Raw genomic sequence first — 26667 nt, forward strand, 5'->3', positions numbered from 1 at the left:
GCAATACGGTTTCCGGCACAAAGATATGCAAAAAGTGCTGATTTTCCCTCCCAAGCGTAAATAGGGTATGTTCAGAAAAAATCAAGTACAACTTTTGGTGAAGAGCCATTTTTTTGCAAGCGCAAAAAAAGAGGCGCCTGGCTAGGCGCCTTTCCTGTCAGCGCGCATCGGCGGCCTCCGCGCCGCCTTGCGCATCGAAGCTGCTCCCGCCTTCAGCGGCTCGCTTCGCTTTCAATTCAAAATAGGCGTCCAAAATGCGGCGGCCGATCCGGTCATTAATCCCGTCGCTCTTCCCTTGCGTCGCCCACGGAACGACAACAGCGAACGACACTTCTGGATCGTTGTACGGCGCATAGCCAACGAGCGTCAAGTTGTACGTTGGATCATTCCGTCGGCTTTGGATCGGTCCATCGTAAAACGCCTCTGCCGTCCCCGTTTTGCCGGCCGGCTTGTACGAAGCACTCGCAAAGTACGAATACGCCGTTCCGCCCGGCTCTTGCATCACACGGCGGAATCCTTCTTGCACCCGCTTGATGTATTCCGTCTTCATATCAATCCGGTTTAGCACAACCGGTTCGAACCGTTTCATGATCCGGCCAAGTTTTTTTCCGTCAGCCGACGGCTCACGAATTTCTTTGACAAGCTGCGGCTTCATCCGATAGCCGCCGTTGGCGATCGTCGAGACGTATTGCGCCAGCTGCATCGGCGTATACATATCGTACTGGCCGATGGCTAAGTCAAGCAAAAATCCGCCGCGCGTGCTTTGTCCTTGGAAGCCGCTAAGTTCGTTCGGCAAATCGATGCCCGTTTTCACGCCAAGGCCGAATTGGCTGAAATAGTGGCGAATCGTCGTAAATGCCTCTGGATTGATGCGAAGCGGCGCGTGCGGACGATACACACCGCCCCCGATGGCGATCGCTGTTTTGAACATATAGACGTTCGACGACTGCTTGAGCGCCGTCAGTTCGTTGATCGTCCCCATCGTCTTCCATGATTTTTTCACCGGGGTTCCTTTAATATACAGCGGCTCGTCCTTTATATACGTATTCGGATGAAGCACCCCGGTTTGAAAGCCGGTGAGAACGGTCGCCCCTTTCACCGCCGATCCCATCGCATAGGCGGACGTGATGTTGCCGATGGCAAAGTCGACAAATTTGCCGTCTTGAAGAAGCTTGCCGGCCATCGCCAACACTTCGCCCGTCTTCGGGTTCATCATGACGACAAACGCCCGGTCCAAGAGCGGCGACCGGCCTTTGCGCTTCGTCGCCAAAATCTCCTGCTGAATGATCTCTTCGACTTTTTGCTGCAATTCAGCATCGATGGTCAACACGAGATCTTTGCCGCGCTCGCCTGGATACACTTGCTCAACCGAGATGACATTGCCCGATTTGTCGACAACGTTTTTCACTTTTGCCTTTTTGCCGTGCAGCACTTCTTCATACTGCATCTCCAAATAGCTTTTGCCGACGCGGTCGTTGCGGCTGTAGTCGCGGGCTAAAAAGTAATCGAGCCGTTCACGCGGGACGCCTTCATCTTCTTCCGTCACACTGCCGAGCACAGAGCGGAATGTATTGTCATAGACGTATTTCCGGTCCCAATCCACCGTCGTATTGACGCCGGGCAACTCGCTCAAATGCTCGCTGACGACCGCATATTCGCGGTCGGTCACTCCTTTGCTTTTGACCGTTTGCGGCGTCAAGGCGTAGCCGCTCTCCATCTCATGTTTAATGGCGATCACTTCAAGCTCCGACTTCGAAATTTGCGCCAAATCTTGCTTGGTGATGCGGTCAAGCGTCCATTCGTACACCTTTTTGTCGATCTCTTTTTGTGTCAGCCCTTGGTCAGCGAGCTTTTTCCGTTCTTGTTCGCTCACTTTCTTTTTGGCTTCTTCCGGATGGGTCAAAATCCAATAATCTTTCATATCGCGCTCCGTCACTTTTTTCTCTGCATCGGGAATGTCGATGTATTGGGCGAGTTTCCTTGCTACGTCCAATATTTCTTCCGGCTGAGTCGTTTTGGAGCGCGTGTACGTAATCGCCTTTTCCGGCGTATTGTCGACGATCACGCGGCCGAACCGATCGTAAATTTTGCCGCGCGGCACCGGCGTGCTGACGATTTCATCCTGCGTTCGCTCCACTTCGCGCCGATAATCTTCACCGTAGACGATCTGCACGACGCCAAGGCGCAAAATCAGCGCTGAAAACAACAAAAAAACAAAGAAGAACAAAATGTTTAACCGAATCGGCACTTGCGCCCGCTTTTTCCGTTTCATCCCCCGGTCCTCCTTTCCCTCCCCCTATTGTAAAAGAAAAAGGCGGGCATGGCTAGGGAAAAACTTGGCCCCTCACACCGGCGAACGGCCTCGTTCGCCGGCCAGCTTCGGCCGAAGCAAAAGCCGCTCGCGCCGGCCGCGCTCTGAACAGCCATCGGTGAAGCGAATGCGGCGGACAAACCAATAAATCACCAAATGCCCGGCTCCGCACACAAACATAAGCACGCGGATGCCAGCTTCTTCGCCAAAGAGCGCCACAGCCGTCAAAAAGGCTAAAATCGACGCCACCCGTCCAGCGTTTAAAAACAATTCGCGGACAACGATGTATTCGACGCGCGCCTCGGCCGATTTCCAGCTCTTTCCGATGACGTCAAACGTCAAGGAGGAATACGGAACAAGCAGCAATGGATACGCAATGGCGATCGTGATGGCATAAAGAATGAGGCGCGGATAGGTCGGATGGAAAACGATCAAAAAAATCGCCCCATATAGCAGCGCTCCTCCCAGCAAAATCGCTTTCATCCGATATTCACGCTTGATCAGCCGGGAGACGGCATAATAGGCGACAAACGATGTAAACGAGTTGACAAGCCCGAATTTGCCGAGCGCCCATTCACTTCCAGAAGTGACGTACACAAGCACGGAAATGATAAACACAAACGTGCCTTCGCGCAATCCTTGAAAAAAGTGGGCATTCGTAATGAGCCGCCAGTTCCGGTTTTCATTCCGCTCCTTTAAAATGCGGACGAACAAATATTTCCCCGCGGCCGCGCGGCGCTTCAAGAAAAAGCTGAGCAGCACAGCGACAAGAAACAAGCCGAGCGACAGCGAAAAAACCAACGTATACCCTTTCGCACCGGCGAGCGATGAAATCATATAGCCGGCGACAATCGGCCCGATCATGCCGGCTGATGAGGTCAACACCCCGAAAAAACCGTTAAAAAAGTCGCGTGTCTCCGGTTCGGTAATTTCAAATGTCAACACGTTAAATGCCAGCCAATAAAAACCATAGCCGACGCCGAGCAGCGCACCGAGAAAAAGCAAATATTGATGGGCGCGAGAGCCGACCAATAAAACGGTGACAAAAAAAACGGCTAAACACGACACGCCAAGCCGCAAAACGAGAATGCGGTCAATTTGTTTTGCCATCCGGCCGGCGAAAATAAACGTCAGCGGCTGCATCGTGACAATCGCCAAATTGTATAGCGCCAAGTCGCGGAAATCGCCGGTCTGTTTCCATAAATACTCACATTTCGCACCCTTCCGACGAAAATCGGGAGGATTTTTTGTTCCGATGTCGAATGAATCCTTGACACACAAGGAACGTAAAGGAGTTTTTCTCTCATGAATGTGAAAGTCAAAGGGGTCTATCGTAATGGTTATTTGAATATAATAAGTGTTCTAGTCAAAAAACTCGACATCCCCCACTTGATTGACCATCTTGTGCCCGTCGATCCACAGTGCCAAACGCGAGTCAGCGATGCCGTTCAGGCCATCCTTTACAATCTATTTGACGGCCGGCAAGCCCTGGTTCACTTAGAACGATGGGCTCAGGAGATCGATCTGGAGAAACTCATCCGTCCCGGTCTCCATCCTTCCTGGTTGAACGACGATGCCTTGGCCCGTCATCTCGACCGCTTGTATGAGGCCGATATTCACAAGGTCATCAGCACTTGCTTGATTCACATTTATCGCAAAGAAGGCCTTTCCCTCCGAGCCTTTCACGCCGATACGACAGACAAAACTGTTTACGGAGCGTATGAATCGGCCTCATTAGAGGCTTTGCAGATCACACATGGCTATAACCGCCATCACCGTTGGCAAAAACAGATCGGCTTCGGGCTGGTCGGCAACGAGGATGGCATCCCGTTTTACGGCGATGTGCATGACGGCAATCTATCGGATAAGGCGTGGAATCCTGAGGTGCTGTCGCGGATCCACGAACAGTTCAAACAAGCCAAGATCGACGACGAATGGATTTACGTGGCCGATTCCGCCGCGATGACGAAAGACACCTTGGCGCAGACAAAAGCCGCCCGTGCCTTTTTGATCACCAGAGGCCCTTCGTCGCTTCGAATCGTGAAACAGGCGCTCGCGGAGGCCGATTCGCCTCACATCCCGTGGAGCGAACCCTTTACCCTAGCGGAGAGAAACGGCGCCACGTACCGGGTATGGGAAACGGCCGCGACCTATGAAGGCCACCCGGTTCGGCTGATCGTCGTCGAATCGAGCGCGCTCGACCAGCGCAAAGGAAAAACGCTCGAAAAAGAGCGGGTCAAAGAAGCGGAGCTTCTTCGCGAGGAACAAGTCCGTTGGGAGCGCCACCCCTTCTCCTGCCGCGAAGACGCCGAACAAGCCTTGACGTCCCTCAAGGCGTCCCTTCGCCCTCGGTTTCATCGAGTGGAGGCCGCGGTCGAAGAGATCGTGCGTCCGAAAAAACGGCGCGGACGGCCGAAAAAAGGGGCGGAACCCGAGACGGAGACGCTGTACACCCTTCGCCTAAACGTCGAATTCGACCAACCGGCATGGGAACAGGCAAGACGGAAAGCGTCCCGGTTTGTCCTCGTCACGACCGTTCCGAAGGAATGGAAGGGCCAACAAATGGATGCCCAAGAGATCTTGAAGCTGTATAAAGGGCAAATCTCGGTGGAAATGAACTTCGCGTTTTTGAAAGATCCGTTTTTCACGGATGAGATTTATGTCAAAAAACCAGAACGGGTCGCCGTATTGGGCTATCTATTTCTCTTGGCCTTGGCGATTTACCGCGTTTTTCAGCGCCGGGTGCGTCAGTTCATCACACCAGAACGCCCGTTAAAGGGCGCGGGAGGCCGCAAGCTGACCCGGCCAACGGGACAGGCGATTTTTCAGCTGTTTCAATATGTGAACGTCATCCTGCTGGAGCTGCCAGACGGGCGCATCCAACGCGCACTGGATCGCTCCCTCAACCCGGATCAGCGAAGGATTCTGCAGGGATTGGGCATGGATGAGAGCATCTACGTCTAACATGATACAGAACGACTAGCGATGGTAAAAAAAGGATTGCCATCGCTCGTTGTGTTGGTCAAAAAGTTATTCTGAAAAACTAAATAAAAAATCCTTTGTTTTGACCTTGTTAGGGTGCGAAATGTGAGTAAATAAATGTTGACAAACGTGTTCGACAGGGAAACACCGAGCGCATAAAACCCACCGATGCAAAGCAAAAGCAACAGGTCGCGGTTCACTTGTTCTTGGCCGGTTAGTTTTTGGAAAAATGCCATTGCAAACTCCCCTTTTCATCTATCCGGTAGTGTGGCCATTTCCGCTATGGCTATGCACCCGGCGCGAAGAAAACCGCTTCCTTTGCCTGCACCCTCCGTCGCTAAAAAAAGCGGGGCGTTTTGTTTCGCCCCGCTTTGTTGATTACTTCGCTTTCGCTTCGCTGTACCGTTTCGCCACTTCGTCCCAGTTGACAATGTTCCAGAATGCGGCAATGTATTCCGGACGGCGGTTTTGGTATTTCAAGTAGTACGCATGCTCCCAAACGTCCAAGCCGAGAATCGGCGTTTTGCCTTCCATGATCGGCGAGTCTTGGTTCGGCGTGCTCGTAATTTCCAGCTCGCCGTTGTTCACGACAAGCCATGCCCAGCCGGAACCGAAACGGCCGGCCGCTGCTTTCGAAAACTCGTCTTTAAACGCGGTGAAGCTGCCGAATTTTTTGTTGATCGCCTCAGCCAGCTCACCCGTCGGCTCACCGCCGCCATTTGGCGACAAAATCGTCCAGAAAAGCGAGTGGTTCGCATGACCGCCGCCGTTGTTGCGCACCGCCGTGCGAATGCTTTCCGGAAGGGCTTCCAAATTGCTGAGCAATTCTTCGAGCGATTTGTTTTGCAAATCCGGATGCCCTTCAAGCGCCGCATTCAAATTTGTAACGTATGTGTTATGGTGCTTCGTGTGGTGAATGTTCATCGTTTCTTTGTCGATGTGCGGCTCAAGCGCATCGTACGGATACGGCAATGCTGGCAATTCAAATGGCATACCGATCTCCTCCTTTTTGGTTTATGTACACGAACGCCAACGCGTTCGCTTGAGATTAGCTTACCAAAGTTGGCACAATGTTTCAATCGATTTGCTTGTCCTCGCTTTTTGTTTACATATTTTCAACACACCGTTGACCGTTTCTTCATAATGACAAGTTCTTGCTTGAAACCTTTCATTTGCCTTCTGACTAAAGCGGGAAGATGCCCGCTTTTTCTTTGTCTCAAGTTGAATTCTTCCTCTTTCCCGGCTACAATGGAAAAGGAGACAAAGAAAGGTGTGTCTGCGATGAACGTATTCGTCCAACTGTGGAAAAGCTTATATTCTCCAAAAGACATCGCCCGCTTTCGATTTCAGGGAATTGGGAAAACGATCGGTTATTTGTTTTTGCTGACGTTGTTGTCCATTCTTCCGACGTTTTACTATGTCTCCTCGTCGCTTATGGAAGGCATCCGCACAACGAGCGCCTTATTGAATAACGAGTTGCCGCCGTTTTCGATTGAAAACGGCGAACTTCACTCGGAGGCGGCCACGCCGATTCATATTGATCAAGGCGGATTTACGATCATTTTTGACAGCACCGGCAAAGTGACGAGTGAGAACGTCGAGCAGTTTCCGAACGCCATCGCGCTCTTGAAGCATGAAGCCGTGCTCGTCGCCGGCCATCAGGCGCAGCATTACAGCTATGCCACGTTTCCGGATGTGACCATTACCGACGAAGACGTTCGCGCGTTCATCGCCGGTCTTCAGTCGCTTCTCCCTGTCCTCATCCCGCTTTTTGGGCTCGTTTTATACGTGCTCGCCTGCGCCGGGAAATTCATCAGCGTGTGCATCTTTGCCTTTTTCGGCCTGATTCTTGCCGGAGTGCTCGACAAAACGCTGCGCTACCGCCATACATGGGTGATGTCGGCTTACGCCATTACGCTGTCGACCGTCTTTTTCACCGTGATGGAAACGGTGCAAGCGGTCGTGCCCTACGGCGCGTTGATCCATTGGTTCGTTTCGCTTGTCGTTCTCTTTTTGGCCGTCAAGGAAGTGCCATCAGCCAAACGGGAAATATAAAAAAGCTGCCTGTTGATGCAGGACAGCTTTTTTTGTGCTTACGCTGCTTTGCTTCTTTCTCCTCGTCCTCGACGCGCGCGCCGCCCCCCGGAGAAATGCCGCGCAAGCAAGGAAGAAGCGAGCCGTGCGGCCAAATTGAATAAAAGAACGGCCACCATCAATACAGCCGCCGATTTGGCCGCGATCAGCTTTGCGTCTGGGACAATGCCTTCCGAATTCAATTTCCAAATATGCACCGTCAGCGTTTCGGCCGGCCGGAACACGTTCAGCGGGTTGGCCTGGCTGCCCCAATCCGCATCCCAACGAAGCATCGGAGTCGTCAGCCCAGCGGTATAAATGAAAACAGCCGCTTCGCCGAAAATGCGCCCAGCCGATAAAATGACGCCGGTGACAATTTGCGGGATGGCGGCCGGAAGCACCGCTTTGACCAACGTCTGCCAACGCGTCGCTCCAAGGGCAAGACTCCCCTCTTTAATGTTGGCTGGAACATCCAAAATCGCCGTTTCGCAAATGCGCGTCAATCCAGGCAAATTGATGATCGTGACGGCTAACGCTCCGCCGAGCAGCGTATAGCCCCAACCCGTCAAGGTGACAAACGCCAACAATCCAAACAACCCGACGACAATCGACGGCAATGATGCCATCGTTTCCAAGCAAAGGCGAATGAACCCGACGATCCGCCCTTGTTTGGCGTATTCGGCCAAATAAATTCCAGCTCCCAACGAAAGCGGAACCGACAAAAGCAATGTCACAACCAACATATAAAATGAATTGATGAGCTGCGGACCAATGCCGCCGCCCGCTTGCGTATTGCTCGGCCGTCCGAACAGAAACTCAGGTTGCCAAAACCCCGCTCCTTTCGACAACACAACGGCAAAAAAGAACATGAGCAACCCGATGACTGCAGCAGCCACCGCATAGAAAATGCCTGTCCAAACTTTATCGATCATTCGCGCTGTCATCTTATCGCTCCTTTCTCGGGCCGACCAAACGGATCACGGCAATGAAGAAAAACGAGATCAAGAGCAAAATGAGCGCCAATGTCCATAACGCGTTGTTCCATGGTGTTCCGTTGATCGTATTCGCCATATCCATCGTCAATACACTTGTTAACGTCGCCGTCGGGCTGTCAAGGCCTGAAGGCAGCTTAATCGTATTGCCGATCACCATCTGCACGGCAAGCGCCTCGCCAAACGCCCGCGCCAAGCCGAGAACGACGCCGGTGGCAATCCCGGCTTTCGCCGCCGGAACGATGACGCGGGAAATGGCCTGCCAACGCGTAGAGCCAAGCCCGTATGATGCTTCCATATACGTCATCGGGACATTGGCCAAGGCGTCGGCCGCAATGCTGGTGATGGTCGGCAAAATCATCATACTAAGGACGATGATCCCCGCAAGCAGACTAAAGCCGGAGCCTCCGAACCATTCGCGCAAGAGCGGAACGAGAATCGTCACCCCAAGCCAGCCATACACCACCGACGGAATGCCGACAAGCAGCTCCAGCACCGGCTTGAGCAACGAAACGAACCATTTGGGAGCGATAAAGTTCATGAAAATCGCCAACGCCAACGCGATCGGCGCACTGATCAACAAAGCGCCAAGCGAGACGAGCATCGAGCCAACAATAAAAATGAGCGCCCCATACTTCGGCGGCGTGCCGTTTGGATCCCATTGCGCCGAAAGCAACATGTCGGAAAGCGAGAGACCGCTGTCCGTAAAGGACTGAATTCCCTTTACCGCTAAGAAGATGATCATCGTCACCGTAATCAGAACGATCAGCCAGCCGCAGATGACCGCAAACGTGCGGCCGATGTACTCTTCAAGCCAGCGATTCCGCCGTTTCGTATGCATTTGTTGCATGGCTTCATCCCTCCATTGTCAAAGGCCGGCCTAACGAGCCGGCCTTCCGCCCTTCTCTACTCCAATTCCGTCATCGGGATATACCCCATCTTTTTAACGGTCGGCGCAAATTCTTCGCTCTTGACAAAGTCGATAAACGCTCGCACTTCTTCCTTCGCTTCCCCTTTGGTAATCATGTATTCATACGACCAAAACGGGTACTTTTCCGTGCGGATGTTTTCCACCGTCGGTTCCGCGCCGTCAATTTTGACCGTTTTCAAGTTTTTCTTTTCCCCGATTAAATACGACATGGCTACATAGCTGACAGCGCCCGGCGTCGAGTTGATCGCCTGTTCGACCGCTCCGTTCGAATCTTGCACCGTACCGATGGAATCATCGATTTTTACGCCTTTCATGATCGTTTTCTCAAATGTCGCCCGCGTACCCGATGACGCCGGACGGTTGATCACGTGAATGGCTTCATCTGGTCCGCCGACTTCTTTCCAGTTTTTAATCTTTCCGCTGAAAATATCTTGAATTTGCTTCGTCGTTAAATTATCGACCTTCACATCGTCGTTGACCACAATCGCAAAGGCGATGCCGGCCACTTTATGGTCAACAAGCTCTGACGCTTTCGTTTTGTCGTCCAGCTTCTCCGCCGCCGGCACATCCGAGTTGCCGATTTGCACGGCGCCGGCTGCCACTTGGTTGACGCCCGTACCGCTGCCGCCGCCTTGAACGGTGATCGATACGTCCGGATACTTTTCCATAAACGCGTTTGCCGCTTCCTCTGCCAGCGGCTGAAGCGCTGTAGATCCCGCTAGTGCAATGGTGCCGGAGTAGGTTTCTTCTTTCTTTGCTGTTCCTTCATTGCCGCCCGCGTTGTTCTTTTCAGTCTGCCCGCAGCCGGCCAAAACGCCGGTCATCAACAAGGCGGCCAATCCCAATTTGACTCGTTTGCTCCACATTCAGAAATCCCCCCGTTTTGTTTTCGTACTTTCAACGTACAAGACCATTGTAGCGAGACATTGTTAGGCCCTTATAAAGCAGTTGTTAAGTTTCTGTAAAGACAAAAAACAGGAATATGTTCAAAAAGCCGTCAAGCGAGCCTTGAAGGCAAAGAAGAACGGTGATGCCGTTTTTCAAATTGGAGACATTCTTTTGTTGAAGTGTTTTCCTCATGAACTCAACGACCTTGCTAAGGAAGACATATTTTCGCTGGACAAGCATACATATGAAATAGATATACGCATGCGGAGGAAGCGTCATGAAAAAATTCATTTTTCTCCTGCTTCTCTTTCTTTCCAGTTATATCGTTTACCGCGACCTTGCCATCGGAACGCTTCACCCTTCATCTGAAACAGCGGCAGCCGTTGTCCAGTCGAAACAGGCGGCCATCCCGTACCGGACGGTGACCATTCGCCCTGGCGATACGTTGTTGTCCATCATCGAGAAAGAACTCAACGGTCCATTGCCCGTTCCGCTCGAGCAGCTGATCCGTGATTTTGAACGGTTAAATCCAGGCGAACATGCGCAAACATTAAAAATCGGGAAAACTTATAAAGTGCCGATCTATCGCTAACCGGCGAATCGCTTGTCAAACGGCGGATGGCACTGTTACAATAATGCAGAAAGCGACTTGAATGTTAAAGGAGCGAATTCCCGTGGGTGAAATCATCCATCGTTCAAAGACTCGGCCGGTCCGCGTCGGTCCGCTGACAATCGGCGGCAGCAACGAAGTCATCATTCAAAGCATGACGACGACAAAAACGCACGATGTCGAAGCGACGGTGGCGCAAATCCACCGCCTCGAGGAAGCGGGGTGCCAAATCGTCCGCGTCGCCTGCCCGGACGAGCGGGCGGCTGAGGCCATACCGGAAATCAAAAAGCGAATCAACATCCCGCTTGTCGCCGACATCCACTTTGACTATAAATTGGCGCTGAAAGCGATCGAAGGCGGCGTCGATAAAATCCGCATCAATCCAGGCAACATCGGGCGCCGCGAAAAAGTCGAAGCGGTCGTGAAAGCGGCGAAAGAGCGCGGCGTGCCGATTCGCATCGGCGTCAACGCCGGATCGCTGGAAAAACGCATTTTGGAAAAATATGGATATCCAACAGCCGACGGCATGGTTGAGAGCGCCTTATATCATATCCGCATTTTAGAAGAACTTGATTTTCACGATATTATCGTTTCGTTAAAGGCGTCCGACGTACGCCTCGCCATTGAAGCGTACGAAAAAGCGGCGCGCACGTTCGACTACCCGCTCCATGTCGGCATCACCGAAGCGGGAACGCTTTTTTCCGGCACGATCAAAAGCGCGGTTGGACTCGGCGCCATTTTAAGCAAAGGCATCGGCAATACGATCCGCGTTTCGTTAAGCGCCGACCCGGTTGAAGAGGTAAAAGTGGCGCGCGAAATTTTAAAAACGTTCGGACTCGCTTCCAATGCGGCGACGCTCATTTCCTGCCCGACGTGCGGGCGGATTGAGATCGATTTGATCAGCATCGCCAATGAAATCGAGGACTATATCGCCAAAATTCAAGCGCCGATCAAAGTCGCTGTGCTCGGATGCGCCGTCAATGGACCAGGGGAAGCACGGGAAGCCGACATCGGCATTGCCGGCGCCCGTGGCGAAGGCTTGTTGTTCCGCCACGGCAAAATCGTCCGAAAAGTACCCGAAGAGCAAATGGTGGAAGAGCTGAAAAAAGAAATCGACAAGCTGGCGGAAGAATACTTTGCAAAGCAAAAGGAAAACAAAGCCGCTCTGAAAGGCAGCTCCGCCCAATGAGCGGAATGTTCCTGCACAACGAGAAAGGGCGTCCCCACTTGGGGACACCCTCGCTTTTTACGTATAAAACGGCATAATAAACAGACGGACGAGAATCGCGATGACGCCGATGCCGATGGCCCACGCACCGAGCGTCTCTGCGCCGCGCCGGCGCGCGATAAACCCGACAATAATGCCGGCCGCCCCTAACAAAATCGGCCAAATAAACAAGGCGATGATGGACAGGGCCAAAGCGAGCCAGCCGAGCCCGGCGCCGTCCGCGCGTTCTTCGTCCCGTTCGTCGCCGCGGCGAATCGGTTCAGCGACTTCCGCCGCTGTTTCTTCCATAAAATTGCGTTCTGGTTCCTCTTTTCCGATCGATTGCACGTAACTTCCGTTATACGTGCGCTCGCGGTCGTCTGCCATATGCTTCCCTCGCTTTCCTAAAGTAAGAAGCATTATTAGTATGAGAAACCGCCGTTATTTTATCAGTGTGAATATTTTCTAACAGGAGGATGAAGCGGTGAAAAAACGGCTTGGCATCGACATTGACGGCACGGTGACATGTCCGAGCACGTTCATTCCGTATTTAAACGAAGCATTCGGCAAAGAGCTCGCATTAAACGACATTACGCAATACAATTTGGCGCCGTTATACGGCGTGGCGGAGGAAGAAATGGACCGCTGGCTTGAGGAAAACGAAGCGGATATTTATGAGAGGGCTCCGCTTGCCCGCTATGCGCTTGAGGTGATTGACAGCTGGAAAGACAAATACGAGCTGTATTACATCAGCGCCCGTGGCCGCCATTTGTACGGTCTCACCGAGCGCTGGTTCCGGCGGCACGGCGTCCATTACCACCATATTGATCTGATTGGGTCGCACGACAAAATCGCCGCCGTCCGCCAATATAAGCTGTCGGCCTTCTTTGAAGACAAGTACGATAATGCCTGCGAAATCGCCGAAACATGCGGCATTCCCGTCATTTTGTTTGACACTCCGTACAACCAAGGCCCGCTCCCCGAAAACGTCATCCGCGTCAATAACTGGCTTGAAGCAAAGCGAGAAATCGAACAGCGCCTCCGGCCATAAACAAGGGGCTGATCCAAAACGCGAATGCGTTTTGGGATCAGCCCCTCTGTTGACATTGCGGGCATGTGCCGTAAATTTCAAACTTATGGTCAGTGATCTCATACCCATCGAGCTGCGCCGCAAGCCCATCCATCGGACAAGCGTCAATCTTCTTCGTTTTTCCGCACTGGATGCAAATGACATGATGGTGGTGGCGGCGGGCGCCGCAGGCAAAACGGAAATGTTTCTCCCCGGAAAGCTCGGTCATTTCCAAAATGCCAAGCAGCGTAAAGAGCGACAAATTGCGGTACACGGTATCAACGCTCAAGCCCGGATAGACGGGACGGAGCGCTTCAAGCACGTCTTTGGCCGTCAAGTATTTGTCGCTTTCGGCAAACAACTCAAGCATTTGTCTCCGTTTTTCCGTATATTTAAATCCTTTCTCTTTCATCAACTGCAACGCTTCGTCGATATTCATCGCTGCCGCCCCCTTTTCCATCCGAGTGCGAAAAGCAAAATGACAACCGCTGCGATGACGATCGTTCCACCCGGCGCCCAGTCTAGCTCATACGCCGCCCAAAGCCCGGCGATGACGGCCAGCTCCCCGAACAAAATCGAAAGCCCGATCACCTGTTTAAAACTTTTGGCGATGCGGATGCTCGCCGCCACCGGCAGCGTCATGAGCGACGAGATGAGGAGCACGCCGACGATGCGCATCGATGCAGCAATGACGAGCGCAACAAGCACAATAAACAAAAAATGGATCAATGTGGTGCGAACGCCGGAGACACGGGCGTATTCCTCGTCAAAGGAAAGAAGAAACAGCTCTTTGTAAAACGTCAAAATCACCATCGCGGCAGCTGCGGCGACAGCAAACGCTGTCCAAACGTCAGCACGGCTGACGGCGCTGACGCTGCCGAATAAATACGAAAACAAATCGGTCGTAAACCCGTTGGCCATCGAAATGAAAATGACGCTCAAGCCAAGACCGGACGACAACACGATTGGAATCGCAAGCTCTTCATAATGCCGATACACAGCGCGCAGCTTTTCGATAAACAGCGACCCGACGACGGAAAACCCCATTCCGATGTAAAGCGGGTTCCAGCTCGCGGCTGCCGGAATCGTTTTTTCAAGCAAGAGCCCGGCGGCAATGCCCGCAAGCGTCACATGACTCAATGCATCAGCGATGAGCGACAGCCGCCGAACGACAATAAAAACGCCGAGCAAGGGCGCCGTAAAACCGGTCAAAACGCCGGCAACAAACGCATTGCGCAAAAATTCGTATTGCCAAATGGCTTCCCACACGTGTCATTCCTCCACCGTCACCGTTTCATTCCGCCCGTTCATGCTCGTGAGAGAGGACGTGGAGCGGATGGCCATAAAACTGCGAAATCGCCTCGTTGCCAAGATGTTCGAACTCTTCCGCCTTTCCATGGAAATAGAGGCGCTTGTTCAAACAGGCGATATCGGTCACCCGGTCCGTGATCGTCCCGATGTCATGCGTCACTAAGATAAGCGTCAAGCCGCGGCGGTTCAAGTCGCCGAGCAGTTCGTAAAATTCGTGCACATGGCGCGCATCCACGCCGACCGTCGGCTCGTCTAAAATGAGCAAATCCGGCTTGCTCGCCAGTGCGCGGGCGATAAATACCCGTTGTTGCTGGCCGCCGGACAGCTCCGCGATATTGCGCTTTGCCAGGCCGCTCAACCCAACGGCCGCGAGCGCCGCTTCGACCGCACGGCGGTCTTCGTTTGTCAGCGGCCGAAATAAGCCGCGTTTGGCCGCCACCCCACTCGCCGCCACTTCCTCAACCGTCGCCGGAAAGCTGCGGTTGAAGCTGTTCGCTTTTTGCGACACGAAACCGATCCGATGCCATTCGCGAAACGATTCAATCGGCTCGCCGAACAAAAAAATGCGGCCGCTGTTCGGTTTTAACAAGCCGAGCACACATTTGAGCAGCGTCGATTTTCCCGAGCCGTTCGGTCCGACCAATCCTAAAAATGCCCCTTTCGGCACGGTTAAACTAACATGCTCAAGCACGTTCTCGTTTTCATAGCGGAACGACACATCCTCAATTTGCACAACAAGCCCATTTTCCATGGCGGTTCTCCCTTGCTAATTCAGAATCATTCCGATTTGCTTCACTATGCAAGTATACCCCACCATCCGCGTTTTGTAAACCTCAATGAATCGCTGATTTAAAGCGGGCGCCGCGCACTTCATGCGTCGGCATAATGGTGATGAACGCATCGGGGTCGATTTCATTGACGATCGATTTTAGTTTTGTCACTTCCAAGCGCGTGACGACTGCATAAATGATTTCCTTTTGCTCGTCCGTATATCCGCCTTTGCCGAGCAATTTCGTCGTCCCGCGGCCGAGCCGGTGCAAAATGGCGTCGGAAATTTCCTCATAATGATCGGTCACAATAAAGGCCGCCCGCGTCTCGTCAAGCCCTTCAATGACCGCATCGATCGTTTTTGAGGCGATGTAGTACGTCATCACCGAATACATGGCTGGCTCGAGGCCAAACACAAACGCCGCCCAGCCAAAAATAAAAACGTTGACAAACATGACAAACTCGCCGACCGAAAACGGGATTCTTTTCGTCATCAAAATTCCTAAAATTTCCGTCCCATCGAGCGATCCGCCATGACGGATGACCAATCCGACGCCAAGACCGAGCGACAACCCGCCAAAAACGGTGGCCAAAATCGGCTCGGTTGTCAGCGGGGAAAAATGGTGAAACAGCCGTTCGGTGACGCCGAGGATCACGACGCCTAAAATCGTTGACAGCATGAATGTTTTCCCAATTTGCTTATAGCCGAAATACATGAACGGGACGTTTAAGAGGATGACGAGCGTGGCGAAATTGAGCAGCCGCCATTCGTCCGGAGTCAAGTAGTCCAGAATCAGCGATATGCCAATGATGCCGCCGTCGATCATTTTGTTTGGAACGAGCAGCCGCTCGATGGCAAACGCCGCCAAAGAGGCGCCGATGGCGATCATCAACACCCGATACAACACATGGCCTAGCGGTTCTTTTTTATGCTGTTTTGGCGCCAAACTACCACCCTTTCCCTTTTTGTTTTTTTCCATTATACCATACACGCCTTTTCCATTCACGTCATATGATGGAACAGAAGCAAGGAGGCGGCTGCGATGAACATTTACCAACAGCTTGTCAAGCAAAAATTAAAAACGATCACTCCGGAAGAACTCGTTTCGTACAGCCGAGAGTACGGCTTGCCCATCACGACGAGCCAAGCGAAACAAATTCTTCATCTCGCCCGAACGAACGACATTAACGTCTTTGACCCTGAGGAACGGAAAAAATGGGTGCGAGAGTTAGCGAAAATCACGTCACCGGACATCGCTCGAAAGGCGAACGAACTGTTTTTGAAATTCGTGCAAAAAAAATAAAAGGGCGCATAGCCCTTTTCTCATTCCGCCCCAGCGTTGATTTTTTCAAGCAACTGGTCATCGAACGACTGCGCCCGCAGCATGGCGATTTCGTGCTTGTACGGCGGCTTTTTGTTGTGTTTGTCTTCGCCCACGTATGGGGTTTCTAAAATTTTCGGAATATCCTCAAGCTGCGGGTGATGGACGATATAGTTGAGCGCAGCAAACCCGATATGGCCGAAACCGATGTTTTCATGGCGGTCTTTCCGGCTGCCGCGCGGGTTTTTGCTGTCGTTGATGTGCAACACTTTCAACCGTTCAAGACCAATGATCCGGTCAAACTCCTCAAGGACGCCGTCAAAATCGTTAACAATGTCATAGCCGGCGTCATGCGTATGGCATGTATCAAAGCAAACGGACAGCTTATCATTATAGGCGACGCCGTCGATAATGTACGCGAGCTCCTCAAACGTCCGCCCGCATTCCGACCCTTTGCCGGCCATCGTTTCTAGGGCAATTTCAACCGTCTGTTCGCGCGTCAACACTTCATTCAGGCCGCGAATAATTTGGCGAAGTCCAGCTTCCACCCCTGCGCCGACGTGAGCGCCTGGATGGAGCACGAGCTGTTTGGCTCCAATGGCTTCCGTCCGCTCGATTTCCGCGCGCAAAAAGTCGACGCCCAGCGAAAACGTATCGAGATTGGTCGTATTGCCGATATTGATGATATACGGGGCGTGGACGACAATCTCTTCGATGCCGTGCGCTTGCATATGCTTGCGCCCGGCTTCGATGTTGAGCTCTTCAATCGACTTGCGCTTTGTGTTTTGCGGCGCCCCAGTGTAAATCATAAACGTGTTCGCTCCGTAGGAGGCCGCTTCTTCGCTGGCGGCCAGCAGCATTTTCTTTCCGCTCATGGAAACATGTGAACCGATTTTTAACATGTTCTTCTCTCCCTTTTCTTTGCGTTAAAGGCGGACGGCGATTATGATTTTTTGAAGCGGCCAAGCCGCTTTTTCTTCTTCTCCAGCTCCGCGCGCAGCTTTTTTTTGTAGCCCGGCTTCACCTGCTTCGTTTTTTTCAGTTTGGCGAAAAGCAGCGCCAGTTCGTCATCCTTTTCGCCCGCCCGCTTGCTCCGCCGGTTCCACGGCGGCAGCTCCTTCCATTCGCCGCGCACGAGATCACGGTGGACAAACGAAATTCCCATTTTTTCCAATCGGGCAATCGCATCTTGGTCAGACGGCTCGTAAATCGTCGCCGCAATGCCGCTATAGCCAGCGCGCGCCGTCCGTCCGGCGCGGTGAATATAAAACTGCAGATCATCAGGCAACTCGTAGTTGATGACATGACTGACGCCTTCAATATCGATGCCGCGCGCCGCCAAATCGGTCGCGACGACATATTGAAACTCCAAATCGCGGATGAGATTCATCATCTTTCTCCGCTCGCGCGGCGTCAAATCGCCGTGCAGCACGCCGACTTTCAATCCTTGCTCAGCGAGACGGTCGGCGACCTCGTCAGCCATTTTCCTTGTGTTGACAAATACGATGGCCAAATACGGGTTGTAGCTGAGGAGCACATCATGAAGAAGTTTTGTTTTCTCGCGTCCGCGCAGCGGGATGAGCACATGTTCGATGTTTTCGTTCGCCGTCTGTTTCGGGTTGACGTGGACAAAGGTCGGGTTTTCCATATATTTTTTCAAAAACGGCTTCAGCTTTTCCGGAATCGTCGCTGAAAAGACGAGCATTTGCAAGTCTTTCGGCATCCGGGCGGCGATTTGGTCGACATCAGTGATAAAGCCCATATCGAGCATCAAGTCGGCTTCATCGACGACAAGGATGTGGGCCGTATGCACATCAAGCGCCTGCTCGCGGATGAAATCGTTGATGCGCCCCGGCGTGCCGATGACAATATGCGGCTGCACGTTGAGCTTTTCGAGCGCTTTTTGCTTATCCGTCCCGCCGATCAAGCAACGGGCGACGATCATCCGATCTTTCGGGCAAAACTTCGTAATTTTCAGCGTTTCGTGGTAAATTTGCGTCGCTAACTCGCGCGTCGGCGCCGTGATGACGGCTTGCACTTCGGCGCGTTCCGGCTTGATTTTTTCCATGATCGGCAATAAGTACGCATGTGTTTTTCCCGTTCCAGTTTGCGATTGGCCGACCATGCTTTCGCCGCGCAGCGCCCCCGGAATGATGCGCTCTTGAATTTCCGTCGGTTTATAAAAACGAAGCGTCTTGATCGCTTCGATGATAAACGGTTGAAACGGAAAACGAGTAAACTGCGTTTCTGCCATGAAGCACCACTCCCTTCTATGAAATAAATGCAACTGGAAGGTTTCCCATCTCGTTGGCCCAAAAGCGTGCCGTCTATTTTTCCGACTGTCGGCGGCAAGCTTTGACGCGACGGAAGACGGAACAACCAACCGTTTCACAAATCCATGCATCGGTCTGGAAGCGGTATGGTTCGGTCACCCGACAGTCGATCAAATACCGGCTGGCTCCATAAAAGAGCGTAAACGTGAACGTTTCAAATGGCATATGGGCACCGCTTCGTCCGCTTCACCATTATAGCGAATCGCTGCCCCCTGCCGCAACTAAAAGACGATCCTGCAACAAACCTTTCCCGCCTTGCCCGCATATTGTAGAAAGGAGGACATTCGTTCATCCGCACGACCGAAAGGAGGAAGCTGCTATGAGATACAGTCGGCCCCCGATGATGCCTTCTCCGTTTGCCGGAAGGCCGCCATCCCCGTTCGCCCGCATGCCGGCGCCGCCTTTTGGCCCCAGCGGCCCCGGCGGCTTCTTGGCCCGCTTGTTTTCGCGCGGGCAGCCGCCGGCTGCTGCATCGTCTCCTTGGGGGCTGCCGTTGCTGTCCAACGCCGCTAACACCGCCGCATCCAACACGGGCGGCGGCTTGGTTGGCATGTTAAACAACGTGCAAAAAATGCTTGGCATCGCACAAAACGTCATGCCGATGGTGCAACAGTATGGACCGCTCATCCGCAATCTTTCGGCGATGATCCGCATTTTCCGCGAGTTGAAACCGGCCGATGAAGGGGAAGGCGAAACAACGTCGGAAAGCGCACCGGCCAACGAAACGAAACAAAAGCCGGCCGCCAAGGCGCCAAAAAAACGCTCCGTTCCGCAGGCAAAGCGCGAAGAGCCGCAAGAAAAAGAAGCACCGGCCGCCCCGAAGCCGTCCAAGCCGAAACTGTATATCTAGTTTCTTTCCCCGCCCTAGCGCACCCTCTGTTTAGGGCGGTTATTCTTTGTCTTCTCCCGGGTGCTCCGATATAATGGAAGGTGAACAACCGCCGCACAACCGGCGGCAGGGAGGGAATATGATGGAAGTGATTAAAATTACCCCGCGCGGGTATTGCTACGGGGTGGTCGATGCAATGGTCATCGCCCGCAACGCGGCGTTGGACCCATCTTTGCCGCGTCCTATTTACATTCTCGGCATGATCGTCCATAATAAGCACGTCACGGACGCGTTTGCCGAAGAAGGCATCATCACGCTCGATGGAGAAAATCGTTTGGAAATTTTGGAAAAAATCGACCATGGCACCGTCATTTTCACCGCCCACGGCGTCTCACCGGAAGTGAAAAAACGAGCGCTCGAAAAGGGACTTGTCACGATTGATGCGACATGCCCCGATGTGACAAAAACGCATCGGCTCATCGAACAAAAGCTCGCCGATGGCTACGATATCATCTATATTGGCAAAAAAGGACATCCGGAACCGGAAGGAGCGGTCGGCATCAATCCGGAAAGAATCCATCTTGTGGAAACCATCGATGATGTCGAACGGCTGTCCATTCACAATGAGCGCATCATGGTGACAAACCAAACGACGATGAGCCAATGGGACGTCGCCGATATCATGGCGAAAGTGAAAGAAAAATACCCGCACGTGGAAATGCATAAAGAAATTTGCCTGGCCACCCAGCTCCGACAAGAAGCGGTCGCTGAGCAGGCGAAGGAAGCCGATGTGACGATCGTCGTCGGCGACCCGCGCAGCAACAACTCGAACCGCCTCGCCCAAGTATCGGAAGAGATCGCCGGCACGAAGGCGTATCGCGTCGCTGATGTGACGGAAATCGACATCAACTGGATTAAAGATGCGAAAAAAGTCGCTGTCACCGCCGGCGCTTCCACCCCGACGCCGATTACGAAAGAAGTGATCGACTTTTTGGAGCAGTTTGACCCGAACGACCCATCGACATGGAAGAGGGAACGGAAAGTGCCGCTGCAAAAAATCTTGCCGAAAGTGAAAACAAAGAAAGAAGAGTGACGGTTGTTTCATCCATAAAGAGAGGCTGTCTTGGACAAACGGTTGAACCGCTCATCCAGGACAGCCTTTTTCGTTGGCCGTTCATACGAACTGAAACGGATCAGTATGGACGCTGGAAGCAACCACTTCCGCCCCCCATTGACGTTTCGAGAGCTCAGTGATTAAGTATCGAGCTACGCCTTCTTTCATGATTTTTTCTACATTATGTCCCGGATCAATGATGTGAAGGCCGAGCGCTTGGGCGTCATGGGCGGTGTGGTAATACACATCCCCTGTCACGTATACGTCCGCCCCGGCCGATGCGGCGGCAGCGACAAACTTATTCCCATCCCCGCCAAGCACCGCGACCGTTTGCACGAGATCATCCAGCCGGCCAACGACGCGCACCGCCGGAACGGAAAACGCCGTTTTCACCTGCTCGGCAAAAGCGCCAAGCGTCACCGGCTGCGGCAGCCGGCCAATGCGCCCGAGCCCGAAGCGGCGGCCTTCATTGTCAAGCGGATAGATATCATAGGCCACTTCCTCATACGGATGAACAGCCAGCATCGCCTGAATCGCTTCCCGTTCAAGAGAGGCCGGCACGATCGTTTCGATGCGCACTTCCTCAACTTCCTCGAGCCGCCCTTGCTCGCCGATGAACGGCCGCGCTCCTTCGTGCGGCAAAAACGTGCCGACGCCGCGGCTGTTGAACGTGCAATGGCTGTAGCGGCCGATATGCCCGGCGCCGGCATCGCCTAAGGCCTTACGCACCACCTCAGCATGCGTCACCGGCACATAAACAACGAGCTTTTTCAACGGTTCGGTATACGTCGGCACAAGCACAGCCGTATCGTTTAAGCCGAGCGCCTCGGCAAGCCAATCGTTCAGACCGCCATCGGCCACATCCAAATTCGTATGGGCGGCGTACACCGCAATGTCATGCTTGATGCACGCGGCGATCATCCGCCCGTGCCCATCATCAGTCAGCAATTGCTTCAGCGGGCGGTACAGCGGCGGGTGGTGGGCGATGATTAAATCCACTTGCTGATCGATCGCTTCGACAACGACATCTTCGAGCACATCAAGAGCGATCATCACTTTTTTGACCGGCTTGTTTAGCGTCCCGATTTGCAGACCGATCCGATCCCCTTCCATCGCCAACTGTTTCGGAGCAAGCTGCTCAAGAAGCTGAATGATTTCATAACCGTACGGAACGCGGCTCATAACAACGCCTCCTCCACCAATTGAACTTTTCTCTCCAGTTCACGCTTTTTCCGCTCAGCCGCTTCACTTTGCCCTTTGGCCGTCAAATCAGCGATGATCCGTTTCCAATTTTCAATCTCGCGCTTCCACTTTTCGCGGAACACCTCGCTGTTTTCCCGGCGCAAAAACGGTCCAAGGAGCAGCTCCGCCTCGAGATGGCGATACGGCCGTCGGGGGGCGCCAGGCTCGGCGACGAGTACTTCATAAATTTGCCCATCTTCTTTCAAAATGCGCTCAGCCACGAGCTCCCACCCATGATCAAGAAGCCAACGGCGAACAAGTTCCGCACCGATGTTCGGTTGCAAAATGAGCCGTTTGACACCGGCAAGCTTTTCCTTTCCGTCGCCCAAAATGCGGGCGATAAGCGCCCCACCCATGCCGGCGATCGTGATGCAGTTCACCTCCCCCGGGGCAAGGATCGAAAGCCCATCCCCTTTGCGCACGGAAATGAGATGAGAAAGCCCGGACTTCTCGACTTGCTGCTGCGCTAGGCGGAACGGTCCGTCCGCCACCTCGCCGGCAATGGCTTTTGATGCGTAGCCGTGCAAGCAGGCATAGCAAGGCAAATACGCATGATCCGATCCGATGTCAGCAAGCACCGCCCCTTTTGGAATGAATGAGGCGACCGTTTCCAGCCGTTTCGACAGGCGAAATTCGTTCATAGCACCGCAATGGCAACCAACCTTCCGCCACCTGCAGCGCGAAGGCGGTTCGCCTTCCCCTCCTTTCCTCTCCAACACCGCGCGCCTCTATTGTACTAAACAAAACATCCCCTTGCCAAAAAGCAAAGGGATGTTCACCATCCATTATTTTAAACCGGCGAGCCATTTCGCCATGGCATCGGCTTTATCCGCCGGCACAAGCCCTGGCGGCATGTTGCCGCGCCCGTGTTGGATGACGTCTTTAATTTGGTCCATCGACAGCCGTTGCCCGACCCCTTTCAACGATGGACCGACGCCGCCTTCATAGTTTTGGCCGTGACAGCCAGAACACGTTTGTTGGTAAAACTGTTCTGGGTTGAATTCGGCCGTTTGTTCCGTTTTTTCGCCGCCTTTTTTCTCTTTGGCCATTTCCTTCGCATCGCCTAGCCCTTTAAACGACAAGACGAACGTCAGCACAATCCCGAATGCCATGATGATGAAAAACGGGATGAGCGGATTGCGGTTCATCTCTTTTACCTCCCTTATGTATAATGAAGAACGCTGCAAACAATTTTATTTTACTGTAAATAATGGACAAGGAAAAGCCCTAAGTTGCCGAAATGGCAACAACACGCCTCAGCGCCACCAGATGGCGGCGGTTACAAGCAACGCCCCGCTGACAGCGGCGAGCGAAAAGTAGCGAAGGTGAAGCAGGCGGCCGACAACAAACCAGAGAACACAGTTTCCGAGCACGACAGCTACTAGCGCACCCGTTTGCCTGGGAAAATACCGATCAACCTCAAGAATGGATGCCATAAGCAAAATCCAGGCGCTTCCGATGAGCGGAAAGTGAAGGAGCTCTCGCTTGTTCCGCCACCGCCAACAAAAGAACAAGCAGGCAGCCAAAAATAGGGCGAAAAGGAACGTTTGCAAAACGAATGACAATTCAGTAAAATAAATGACAAGAGCAGCGGCTGGAAGCAATAAACAGAGACCAGCGGCGAGCGAGCTGCGCCACCGTCGTCCGTGCGAACGGGCGTCTCCTTCCGTGTACAACGCGAGCAAATAGTCGCAATAATGTTCCGGCAGAAGGCGCGAACGTTTCCAATATTCGATTTCTTGGATGATCGTTTCCCGTCGTTGCCGATTCATAGATAGACCACCTTTCCCATAAAGAAAGAAAAAATAGTTTACTTCCGAAGAAGTAAACTATCGAACAAAACGGTCACTCTAAAAAGTCTTTCAGCCGTTTGCTGCGGCTTGGATGGCGCAGCTTGCGCAACGCTTTGGCTTCAATTTGACGGATGCGTTCGCGCGTCACGCCGAACACTTTGCCGACTTCTTCGAGCGTCCGCGTCCGTCCGTCGTCAAGCCCGAAGCGGAGACGCAGCACATTTTCCTCGCGATCCGTCAGCGTATCAAGCACATCTTCGAGCTGCTCTTTCAACAGCTCGTAAGCAGCGTGCTCGGATGGCGATGTCGCGTCTTGGTCTTCGATGAAATCGCCAAGATGCGAGTCATCTTCCTCGCCGATCGGCGTCTCGAGCGACACCGGTTCTTGGGCGATTTTCAAAATTTCCCGCACTTTTTCCGGTGTCAAATCCATTTCCTCGGCGATTTCTTCCGGCGTTGGTTCGCGCCCGAGGTCTTGGAGCAATTGCCGTTGGACGCGGATCAGTTTATTGATCGTTTCGACCATATGAACCGGGATGCGGATCGTCCGCGCCTGATCGGCGATCGCCCTTGTGATGGCTTGGCGGATCCACCACGTCGCGTACGTGCTGAACTTGTAGCCTTTCCGATAGTCAAACTTTTCGACCGCCTTGATCAGCCCCATGTTCCCTTCTTGAATCAAATCAAGAAAGAGCATGCCGCGGCCGACATACCGTTTGGCGATGCTGACGACGAGGCGGAGGTTCGCTTCCGTCAGCCGGCGTTTCGCTTCTTCATCGCCTTGCTCGATCCGTTTCGCCAGCTCGATTTCTTCTTCCGCCGACAACAGCGGCACGCGGCCGATCTCCTTCAAGTACATGCGCACCGGGTCATTGATTTTGACGCCGGGAGGAACGGACAAGTCATTTAAGTCGAATTCTTCCTCTTTGGCCAAGTCGTCGATGTCCGGATCGGCCTCAAGGTCGGATTCGCTGATCACTTCAATGCCCTGCTCAGCGAGGTATTCATAATACTCATCCATCTGGTCGGAGTCCAAATCAAAGCCAGACAACCGCTCAGCGATTTCCTCGTAGGTGAGGATCCCCCGCTTTTTGCCGAGCTCAGCGAGTTGCTCTTTCACTTGTTCAAGCGATTCGCCGGCAGCTTCAGCCTGCTTTGATTGGGCTGGTTTTTCAGCCATTTCATTACCTCCCTCTAGAAATGTTGATTTATCAAGGCTTTTCGGCCCCTCAGGGGTGTCCAAAAAATATTTTTCGACAAAATCCCTTACATTCTTTTTCAGTTTTGTGGATATCTTACAGACCTAGGGTGCGCTTCGCGGCCACGGCTGGGGATATTTTCCTTCCGTGGGGAGAAGCGTATTCGATGCACCCTTTGGATCTCCGCGTCGCTGATGAGGACGAACCCTCCCATGTCTCCGGGCGTCTTCGCGCCAACATTCCCTCGTTCGGTCTCGTCATCAGGCGGAGGCCGGCCAAGCTCCTTTGGGGACTCAAGGTCGAATGGATAAAATCACGCCAGCTTCTCCGGTGTCATCCTGTTGTCCAACGATTCTTCCGTTCGCAGGGGGAGGCCTTAGGCCGCCCGTTGCACCTGGGACAAGACGTCCTGTTTCATTCGCTCCGCGTCAAAGGCTTGTTTCTTCGTACAAATCGCAAACAGCACATTCAACAGCTTCCGGCATAATGCGACGATGGACTGCTTTCCGGTCAGCGGATTGACGGGGCGGGTCGTGTAATAGTCATGCAGCTCGCGAAACGCCTCGTTGTGCCGGATCAGCGGAATCATCGCCCGAAACAGCACCGATCGCAGCCGTTTCCGTCCCCGTTTGGAGATGTGCTTTTGCCCTTTGCGCTGGCCGGAGGAGTTCTCTTTGAGCGTCAGGCCCGCCAACTTCACCAATTGACGCGGGTCCCGATAGTGGGCGAAGCTGCCGATCTCCGCCAGCAGATCGATGATCGTGGCGTCTCCCAACCCGTCGACCGTTTTCAGCCATTGATACTCCATCGTCGTTTGAACCAACGCCTTCAACTCGGCGTCCAACGCGGCGATCTCAGCCTCCAATTGGCGGTATCGGCGGACGAGCGCGGCGATTTCAAACCGGGCCATCGTCGTCCCTTCCGTCACCCCAATCGAGTCCTTCGCGGCGTCGATCAACGCCTGAATTTTGGCCTTCTGCGGGCATTTCAGCCCTTCGCTTTGCCGGTACACCTCGATGAGCTCCTCGGCGGATCGGCTGGCCATATCGGCCGGAAGCGGCGTCCACTCCAGCACCGAAAGCGCCGTTTTCCCCAGGTCGCGAAACACCGTCCAAAACTCTGGAAAATATCGGTCGGTCCAGCGGACGATCGCGTTTTTCACCGCCGTCTGTTCCTTGCGGAGCTTCTCTTTGAGCGTGCTCCCGACGCGCAAATCGGCTTCGATCTCGTGCAGCAGCCGGGGGACGAGGAATCGTCCGTCTTTCGCCAGTCTGGCGATGACTAGGGCGTCTTTGGCGTCATGTTTCGTCGGCAGGTTGTCATCGAGTTCTTTCGACCGGCACACATGCGCCGGGTTGACCATGACCAACGGGATCCCGTGCTCCTCGAGGAAGTAGGCCAGGTTCAACCAGTAGTGCCCGGTCGGCTCCACCGCGACGATCACCTGCGGCTTTCCGAACGCTTGCATCGCCTCCTGAATCGCTTCATACAGCTGGCGAAAGCCCTCTTTCGACTGGAAGATCGGGAACGATTTGCGAAGCACACGCCCCCGGTCATCCACGAAGCAGGCGTAGTGGGTTCGTTTCGCGATATCGATGCCCACGACAAGCGTTTGTTCGGTGACTTGATCAATTTTATAGTTTTGTGTACAATTCATCTGAAGTCCTCCTTGGTATGGTGAGTGATGTGTTTG

The 26667-nt window shown here is 53.3% G+C and carries 28 protein-coding genes and 1 pseudogene; 8 read left to right on the forward strand and 21 right to left on the reverse strand.

Translation table 11 applies throughout. The annotated features are described in order from the left end of the window. Positions 1 to 157: 157 nt before the first annotated feature. Together GYMC52_RS12495 and GYMC52_RS12500 are read right to left on the reverse strand one after the other, a co-directional pair. On the reverse strand, positions 158 to 2272 hold the full coding sequence (locus GYMC52_RS12495; RefSeq protein WP_012820531.1) for a peptidoglycan D,D-transpeptidase FtsI family protein: 2115 nt from the start codon (positions 2270 to 2272) through the stop codon (positions 158 to 160). Positions 2273 to 2344: 72 nt separating this feature from the next. Further along, entirely contained in the window at positions 2345 to 3568 is a 1224-nt protein-coding gene (locus tag GYMC52_RS12500; protein ID WP_230982770.1) for an MFS transporter, read from the reverse strand. A 48-nt stretch (positions 3569 to 3616) separates the two neighbouring features. Between GYMC52_RS12500 and GYMC52_RS12505 the strand changes: the two genes are divergently transcribed. Beyond that, a complete protein-coding gene (locus GYMC52_RS12505) occupies positions 3617 to 5275 on the forward strand; it encodes an IS1634 family transposase (protein WP_012820529.1) in 1659 nt (552 codons plus the stop codon). Positions 5276 to 5403: 128 nt separating this feature from the next. On the opposite strand, the pseudogene GYMC52_RS20040 reads toward GYMC52_RS12505, so the two are convergent. Continuing rightward, a pseudogene (locus GYMC52_RS20040) lies at positions 5404 to 5529 on the reverse strand (MFS transporter); the annotation flags it as partial. Between the two features lie 142 nt (positions 5530 to 5671). Then, a complete protein-coding gene (gene sodA, locus GYMC52_RS12515; protein WP_011231937.1) occupies positions 5672 to 6286 on the reverse strand; it encodes a superoxide dismutase SodA in 615 nt (204 codons plus the stop codon). 288 nt (positions 6287 to 6574) lie between these two features. On the opposite strand from sodA, the gene GYMC52_RS12520 reads away from it, so the two are divergent. Beyond that, complete coding sequence (locus GYMC52_RS12520) at positions 6575 to 7348, forward strand: DUF1189 domain-containing protein (protein WP_033006581.1); 774 nt, start codon at positions 6575 to 6577, stop codon at positions 7346 to 7348. 38 nt (positions 7349 to 7386) lie between these two features. Here the strand turns inward: GYMC52_RS12520 and pstA are convergent, their stop codons facing one another. The 3 genes from pstA to GYMC52_RS12535 form a co-directional block, all read right to left on the reverse strand. Next, positions 7387 to 8310 carry a phosphate ABC transporter permease PstA gene (gene pstA, locus GYMC52_RS12525; protein WP_011231941.1) on the reverse strand — a complete coding sequence of 308 codons (924 nt, stop codon included), beginning with the start codon at positions 8308 to 8310 and terminating at the stop codon, positions 7387 to 7389. Position 8311: 1 nt separating this feature from the next. Continuing rightward, positions 8312 to 9199, reverse strand: a complete 888-nt coding sequence (pstC, locus tag GYMC52_RS12530) for a phosphate ABC transporter permease subunit PstC (RefSeq protein ID WP_041468712.1) — start codon at positions 9197 to 9199, stop codon at positions 8312 to 8314. 65 nt (positions 9200 to 9264) lie between these two features. Then, positions 9265 to 10155, reverse strand: a complete 891-nt coding sequence (locus tag GYMC52_RS12535; RefSeq protein WP_012820526.1) for a phosphate ABC transporter substrate-binding protein PstS family protein — start codon at positions 10153 to 10155, stop codon at positions 9265 to 9267. Positions 10156 to 10454: 299 nt separating this feature from the next. Here GYMC52_RS12535 and GYMC52_RS12545 point away from each other — a divergent pair, with 299 nt between their 5' ends. Together GYMC52_RS12545 and ispG are read left to right on the forward strand one after the other, a co-directional pair. Continuing rightward, a complete protein-coding gene (locus GYMC52_RS12545) occupies positions 10455 to 10769 on the forward strand; it encodes a LysM peptidoglycan-binding domain-containing protein (protein WP_012820525.1) in 315 nt (104 codons plus the stop codon). Positions 10770 to 10851: 82 nt separating this feature from the next. Beyond that, complete coding sequence (gene ispG / locus GYMC52_RS12550; protein WP_012820524.1) at positions 10852 to 11976, forward strand: flavodoxin-dependent (E)-4-hydroxy-3-methylbut-2-enyl-diphosphate synthase; 1125 nt, start codon at positions 10852 to 10854, stop codon at positions 11974 to 11976. A 57-nt stretch (positions 11977 to 12033) separates the two neighbouring features. Here ispG and GYMC52_RS12555 read toward each other — a convergent pair whose 3' ends face one another. Continuing rightward, positions 12034 to 12381 (reverse strand): hypothetical protein, encoded by a 348-nt coding sequence (locus tag GYMC52_RS12555; protein WP_011231947.1) that lies wholly within the window; start codon positions 12379 to 12381, stop codon positions 12034 to 12036. Between the two features lie 97 nt (positions 12382 to 12478). Between GYMC52_RS12555 and GYMC52_RS12560 the strand changes: the two genes are divergently transcribed. After that, positions 12479 to 13045 (forward strand): nucleotidase, encoded by a 567-nt coding sequence (locus tag GYMC52_RS12560; protein ID WP_012820523.1) that lies wholly within the window; start codon positions 12479 to 12481, stop codon positions 13043 to 13045. 37 nt (positions 13046 to 13082) lie between these two features. Here the strand turns inward: GYMC52_RS12560 and GYMC52_RS12565 are convergent, their stop codons facing one another. The 4 genes from GYMC52_RS12565 to GYMC52_RS12580 form a co-directional block, all read right to left on the reverse strand. Next, positions 13083 to 13502: a Fur family transcriptional regulator gene (locus tag GYMC52_RS12565; RefSeq protein WP_012820522.1), complete on the reverse strand. Its 420-nt coding sequence runs from the start codon at positions 13500 to 13502 to the stop codon at positions 13083 to 13085. Beyond that, complete coding sequence (locus tag GYMC52_RS12570; protein ID WP_012820521.1) at positions 13499 to 14332, reverse strand: metal ABC transporter permease; 834 nt, start codon at positions 14330 to 14332, stop codon at positions 13499 to 13501. The genes GYMC52_RS12565 and GYMC52_RS12570 overlap by 4 nt, the downstream gene beginning before the upstream one ends. A gap of 25 nt (positions 14333 to 14357) precedes the next feature. Continuing rightward, on the reverse strand, positions 14358 to 15125 hold the full coding sequence (locus GYMC52_RS12575; RefSeq protein WP_012820520.1) for a metal ABC transporter ATP-binding protein: 768 nt from the start codon (positions 15123 to 15125) through the stop codon (positions 14358 to 14360). Between the two features lie 82 nt (positions 15126 to 15207). Then, positions 15208 to 16089: a YitT family protein gene (locus GYMC52_RS12580; RefSeq protein WP_012820519.1), complete on the reverse strand. Its 882-nt coding sequence runs from the start codon at positions 16087 to 16089 to the stop codon at positions 15208 to 15210. Between the two features lie 96 nt (positions 16090 to 16185). On the opposite strand from GYMC52_RS12580, the gene GYMC52_RS12585 reads away from it, so the two are divergent. Then, positions 16186 to 16446 carry a DUF2624 domain-containing protein gene (locus GYMC52_RS12585; RefSeq protein WP_012820518.1) on the forward strand — a complete coding sequence of 87 codons (261 nt, stop codon included), beginning with the start codon at positions 16186 to 16188 and terminating at the stop codon, positions 16444 to 16446. Positions 16447 to 16466: 20 nt separating this feature from the next. On the opposite strand, the gene GYMC52_RS12590 is transcribed toward GYMC52_RS12585, so the two are convergent. From GYMC52_RS12590 to GYMC52_RS19790, 3 genes are all read right to left on the reverse strand, one after another. Further along, positions 16467 to 17366, reverse strand: a complete 900-nt coding sequence (locus GYMC52_RS12590) for a deoxyribonuclease IV (RefSeq protein ID WP_012820517.1) — start codon at positions 17364 to 17366, stop codon at positions 16467 to 16469. Positions 17367 to 17407: 41 nt separating this feature from the next. Then, positions 17408 to 18718, reverse strand: a complete 1311-nt coding sequence (locus GYMC52_RS12595) for a DEAD/DEAH box helicase (RefSeq protein ID WP_012820516.1) — start codon at positions 18716 to 18718, stop codon at positions 17408 to 17410. Positions 18719 to 18791: 73 nt separating this feature from the next. Further along, positions 18792 to 18962: a hypothetical protein gene (locus tag GYMC52_RS19790; RefSeq protein WP_167337613.1), complete on the reverse strand. Its 171-nt coding sequence runs from the start codon at positions 18960 to 18962 to the stop codon at positions 18792 to 18794. Between the two features lie 154 nt (positions 18963 to 19116). Here GYMC52_RS19790 and vrrA point away from each other — a divergent pair, with 154 nt between their 5' ends. Beyond that, positions 19117 to 19647 (forward strand): VrrA/YqfQ family protein, encoded by a 531-nt coding sequence (gene vrrA / locus GYMC52_RS12600; RefSeq protein ID WP_012820515.1) that lies wholly within the window; start codon positions 19117 to 19119, stop codon positions 19645 to 19647. A gap of 121 nt (positions 19648 to 19768) precedes the next feature. Then, complete coding sequence (locus GYMC52_RS12605) at positions 19769 to 20719, forward strand: 4-hydroxy-3-methylbut-2-enyl diphosphate reductase (RefSeq protein WP_012820514.1); 951 nt, start codon at positions 19769 to 19771, stop codon at positions 20717 to 20719. 81 nt (positions 20720 to 20800) lie between these two features. On the opposite strand, the gene GYMC52_RS12610 is transcribed toward GYMC52_RS12605, so the two are convergent. From GYMC52_RS12610 to GYMC52_RS12635, 6 genes are all read right to left on the reverse strand, one after another. Beyond that, positions 20801 to 21922, reverse strand: coding sequence for a Nif3-like dinuclear metal center hexameric protein (locus tag GYMC52_RS12610; RefSeq protein ID WP_012820513.1), 1122 nt, complete (start codon positions 21920 to 21922; stop codon positions 20801 to 20803). Further along, the gene (locus GYMC52_RS12615) at positions 21919 to 22623 is read right to left on the reverse strand and encodes a tRNA (adenine(22)-N(1))-methyltransferase (protein ID WP_012820512.1); all 705 of its coding nucleotides are present in this window, start codon (positions 22621 to 22623) and stop codon (positions 21919 to 21921) included. Before GYMC52_RS12615 ends, GYMC52_RS12610 begins: the two co-directional genes overlap by 4 nt. A gap of 144 nt (positions 22624 to 22767) precedes the next feature. Further along, on the reverse strand, positions 22768 to 23130 hold the full coding sequence (gene cccA, locus GYMC52_RS12620) for a cytochrome c550 (protein WP_011231960.1): 363 nt from the start codon (positions 23128 to 23130) through the stop codon (positions 22768 to 22770). Positions 23131 to 23238: 108 nt separating this feature from the next. Then, positions 23239 to 23754 carry a hypothetical protein gene (locus GYMC52_RS12625; protein WP_012820511.1) on the reverse strand — a complete coding sequence of 172 codons (516 nt, stop codon included), beginning with the start codon at positions 23752 to 23754 and terminating at the stop codon, positions 23239 to 23241. Between the two features lie 73 nt (positions 23755 to 23827). Further along, the gene (gene rpoD, locus GYMC52_RS12630; RefSeq protein ID WP_011231962.1) at positions 23828 to 24955 is read right to left on the reverse strand and encodes an RNA polymerase sigma factor RpoD; all 1128 of its coding nucleotides are present in this window, start codon (positions 24953 to 24955) and stop codon (positions 23828 to 23830) included. Positions 24956 to 25350: 395 nt separating this feature from the next. Continuing rightward, the gene (locus GYMC52_RS12635; RefSeq protein WP_012820563.1) at positions 25351 to 26631 is read right to left on the reverse strand and encodes an IS110 family transposase; all 1281 of its coding nucleotides are present in this window, start codon (positions 26629 to 26631) and stop codon (positions 25351 to 25353) included. Between the last annotated feature and the right edge of the window lie 36 nt (positions 26632 to 26667).

Origin of the sequence: Geobacillus sp. Y412MC52 (assembly GCF_000174795.2) — a bacterium.
Classification (GTDB): Bacteria; Bacillota; Bacilli; order Bacillales; family Anoxybacillaceae; genus Geobacillus; species Geobacillus thermoleovorans.

Bases quoted from the DNA above. Each gene is read 5' to 3' on its own strand.
- GYMC52_RS12495 (WP_012820531.1), bottom strand. From the start codon at position 2,272: ATGAAACGGAAAAAGCGGGCGCAAGTGCCGATTCGGTTAAACATTTTG.
- GYMC52_RS12505 (WP_012820529.1), top strand. From the start codon at position 3,617: ATGAATGTGAAAGTCAAAGGGGTCTATCGTAATGGTTATTTGAATATA.
- sodA (WP_011231937.1), bottom strand. From the start codon at position 6,286: ATGCCATTTGAATTGCCAGCATTGCCGTATCCGTACGATGCGCTTGAG.
- GYMC52_RS12520 (WP_033006581.1), top strand. From the start codon at position 6,575: ATGAACGTATTCGTCCAACTGTGGAAAAGCTTATATTCTCCAAAAGAC.
- pstA (WP_011231941.1), bottom strand. From the start codon at position 8,310: ATGACAGCGCGAATGATCGATAAAGTTTGGACAGGCATTTTCTATGCG.
- pstC (WP_041468712.1), bottom strand. From the start codon at position 9,199: ATGCATACGAAACGGCGGAATCGCTGGCTTGAAGAGTACATCGGCCGC.
- GYMC52_RS12535 (WP_012820526.1), bottom strand. From the start codon at position 10,155: ATGTGGAGCAAACGAGTCAAATTGGGATTGGCCGCCTTGTTGATGACC.
- GYMC52_RS12545 (WP_012820525.1), top strand. From the start codon at position 10,455: ATGAAAAAATTCATTTTTCTCCTGCTTCTCTTTCTTTCCAGTTATATC.
- GYMC52_RS12555 (WP_011231947.1), bottom strand. From the start codon at position 12,381: ATGGCAGACGACCGCGAGCGCACGTATAACGGAAGTTACGTGCAATCG.
- GYMC52_RS12565 (WP_012820522.1), bottom strand. From the start codon at position 13,502: ATGAATATCGACGAAGCGTTGCAGTTGATGAAAGAGAAAGGATTTAAA.
- GYMC52_RS12575 (WP_012820520.1), bottom strand. From the start codon at position 15,125: ATGGAAAATGGGCTTGTTGTGCAAATTGAGGATGTGTCGTTCCGCTAT.
- GYMC52_RS12585 (WP_012820518.1), top strand. From the start codon at position 16,186: ATGAACATTTACCAACAGCTTGTCAAGCAAAAATTAAAAACGATCACT.
- GYMC52_RS12590 (WP_012820517.1), bottom strand. From the start codon at position 17,366: ATGTTAAAAATCGGTTCACATGTTTCCATGAGCGGAAAGAAAATGCTG.
- GYMC52_RS12595 (WP_012820516.1), bottom strand. From the start codon at position 18,718: ATGGCAGAAACGCAGTTTACTCGTTTTCCGTTTCAACCGTTTATCATC.
- GYMC52_RS19790 (WP_167337613.1), bottom strand. From the start codon at position 18,962: ATGCCATTTGAAACGTTCACGTTTACGCTCTTTTATGGAGCCAGCCGG.
- vrrA (WP_012820515.1), top strand. From the start codon at position 19,117: ATGAGATACAGTCGGCCCCCGATGATGCCTTCTCCGTTTGCCGGAAGG.
- GYMC52_RS12605 (WP_012820514.1), top strand. From the start codon at position 19,769: ATGGAAGTGATTAAAATTACCCCGCGCGGGTATTGCTACGGGGTGGTC.
- GYMC52_RS12610 (WP_012820513.1), bottom strand. From the start codon at position 21,922: ATGAGCCGCGTTCCGTACGGTTATGAAATCATTCAGCTTCTTGAGCAG.
- GYMC52_RS12615 (WP_012820512.1), bottom strand. From the start codon at position 22,623: ATGAACGAATTTCGCCTGTCGAAACGGCTGGAAACGGTCGCCTCATTC.
- cccA (WP_011231960.1), bottom strand. From the start codon at position 23,130: ATGAACCGCAATCCGCTCATCCCGTTTTTCATCATCATGGCATTCGGG.
- GYMC52_RS12625 (WP_012820511.1), bottom strand. From the start codon at position 23,754: ATGAATCGGCAACGACGGGAAACGATCATCCAAGAAATCGAATATTGG.
- rpoD (WP_011231962.1), bottom strand. From the start codon at position 24,955: ATGGCTGAAAAACCAGCCCAATCAAAGCAGGCTGAAGCTGCCGGCGAA.
- GYMC52_RS12635 (WP_012820563.1), bottom strand. From the start codon at position 26,631: ATGAATTGTACACAAAACTATAAAATTGATCAAGTCACCGAACAAACG.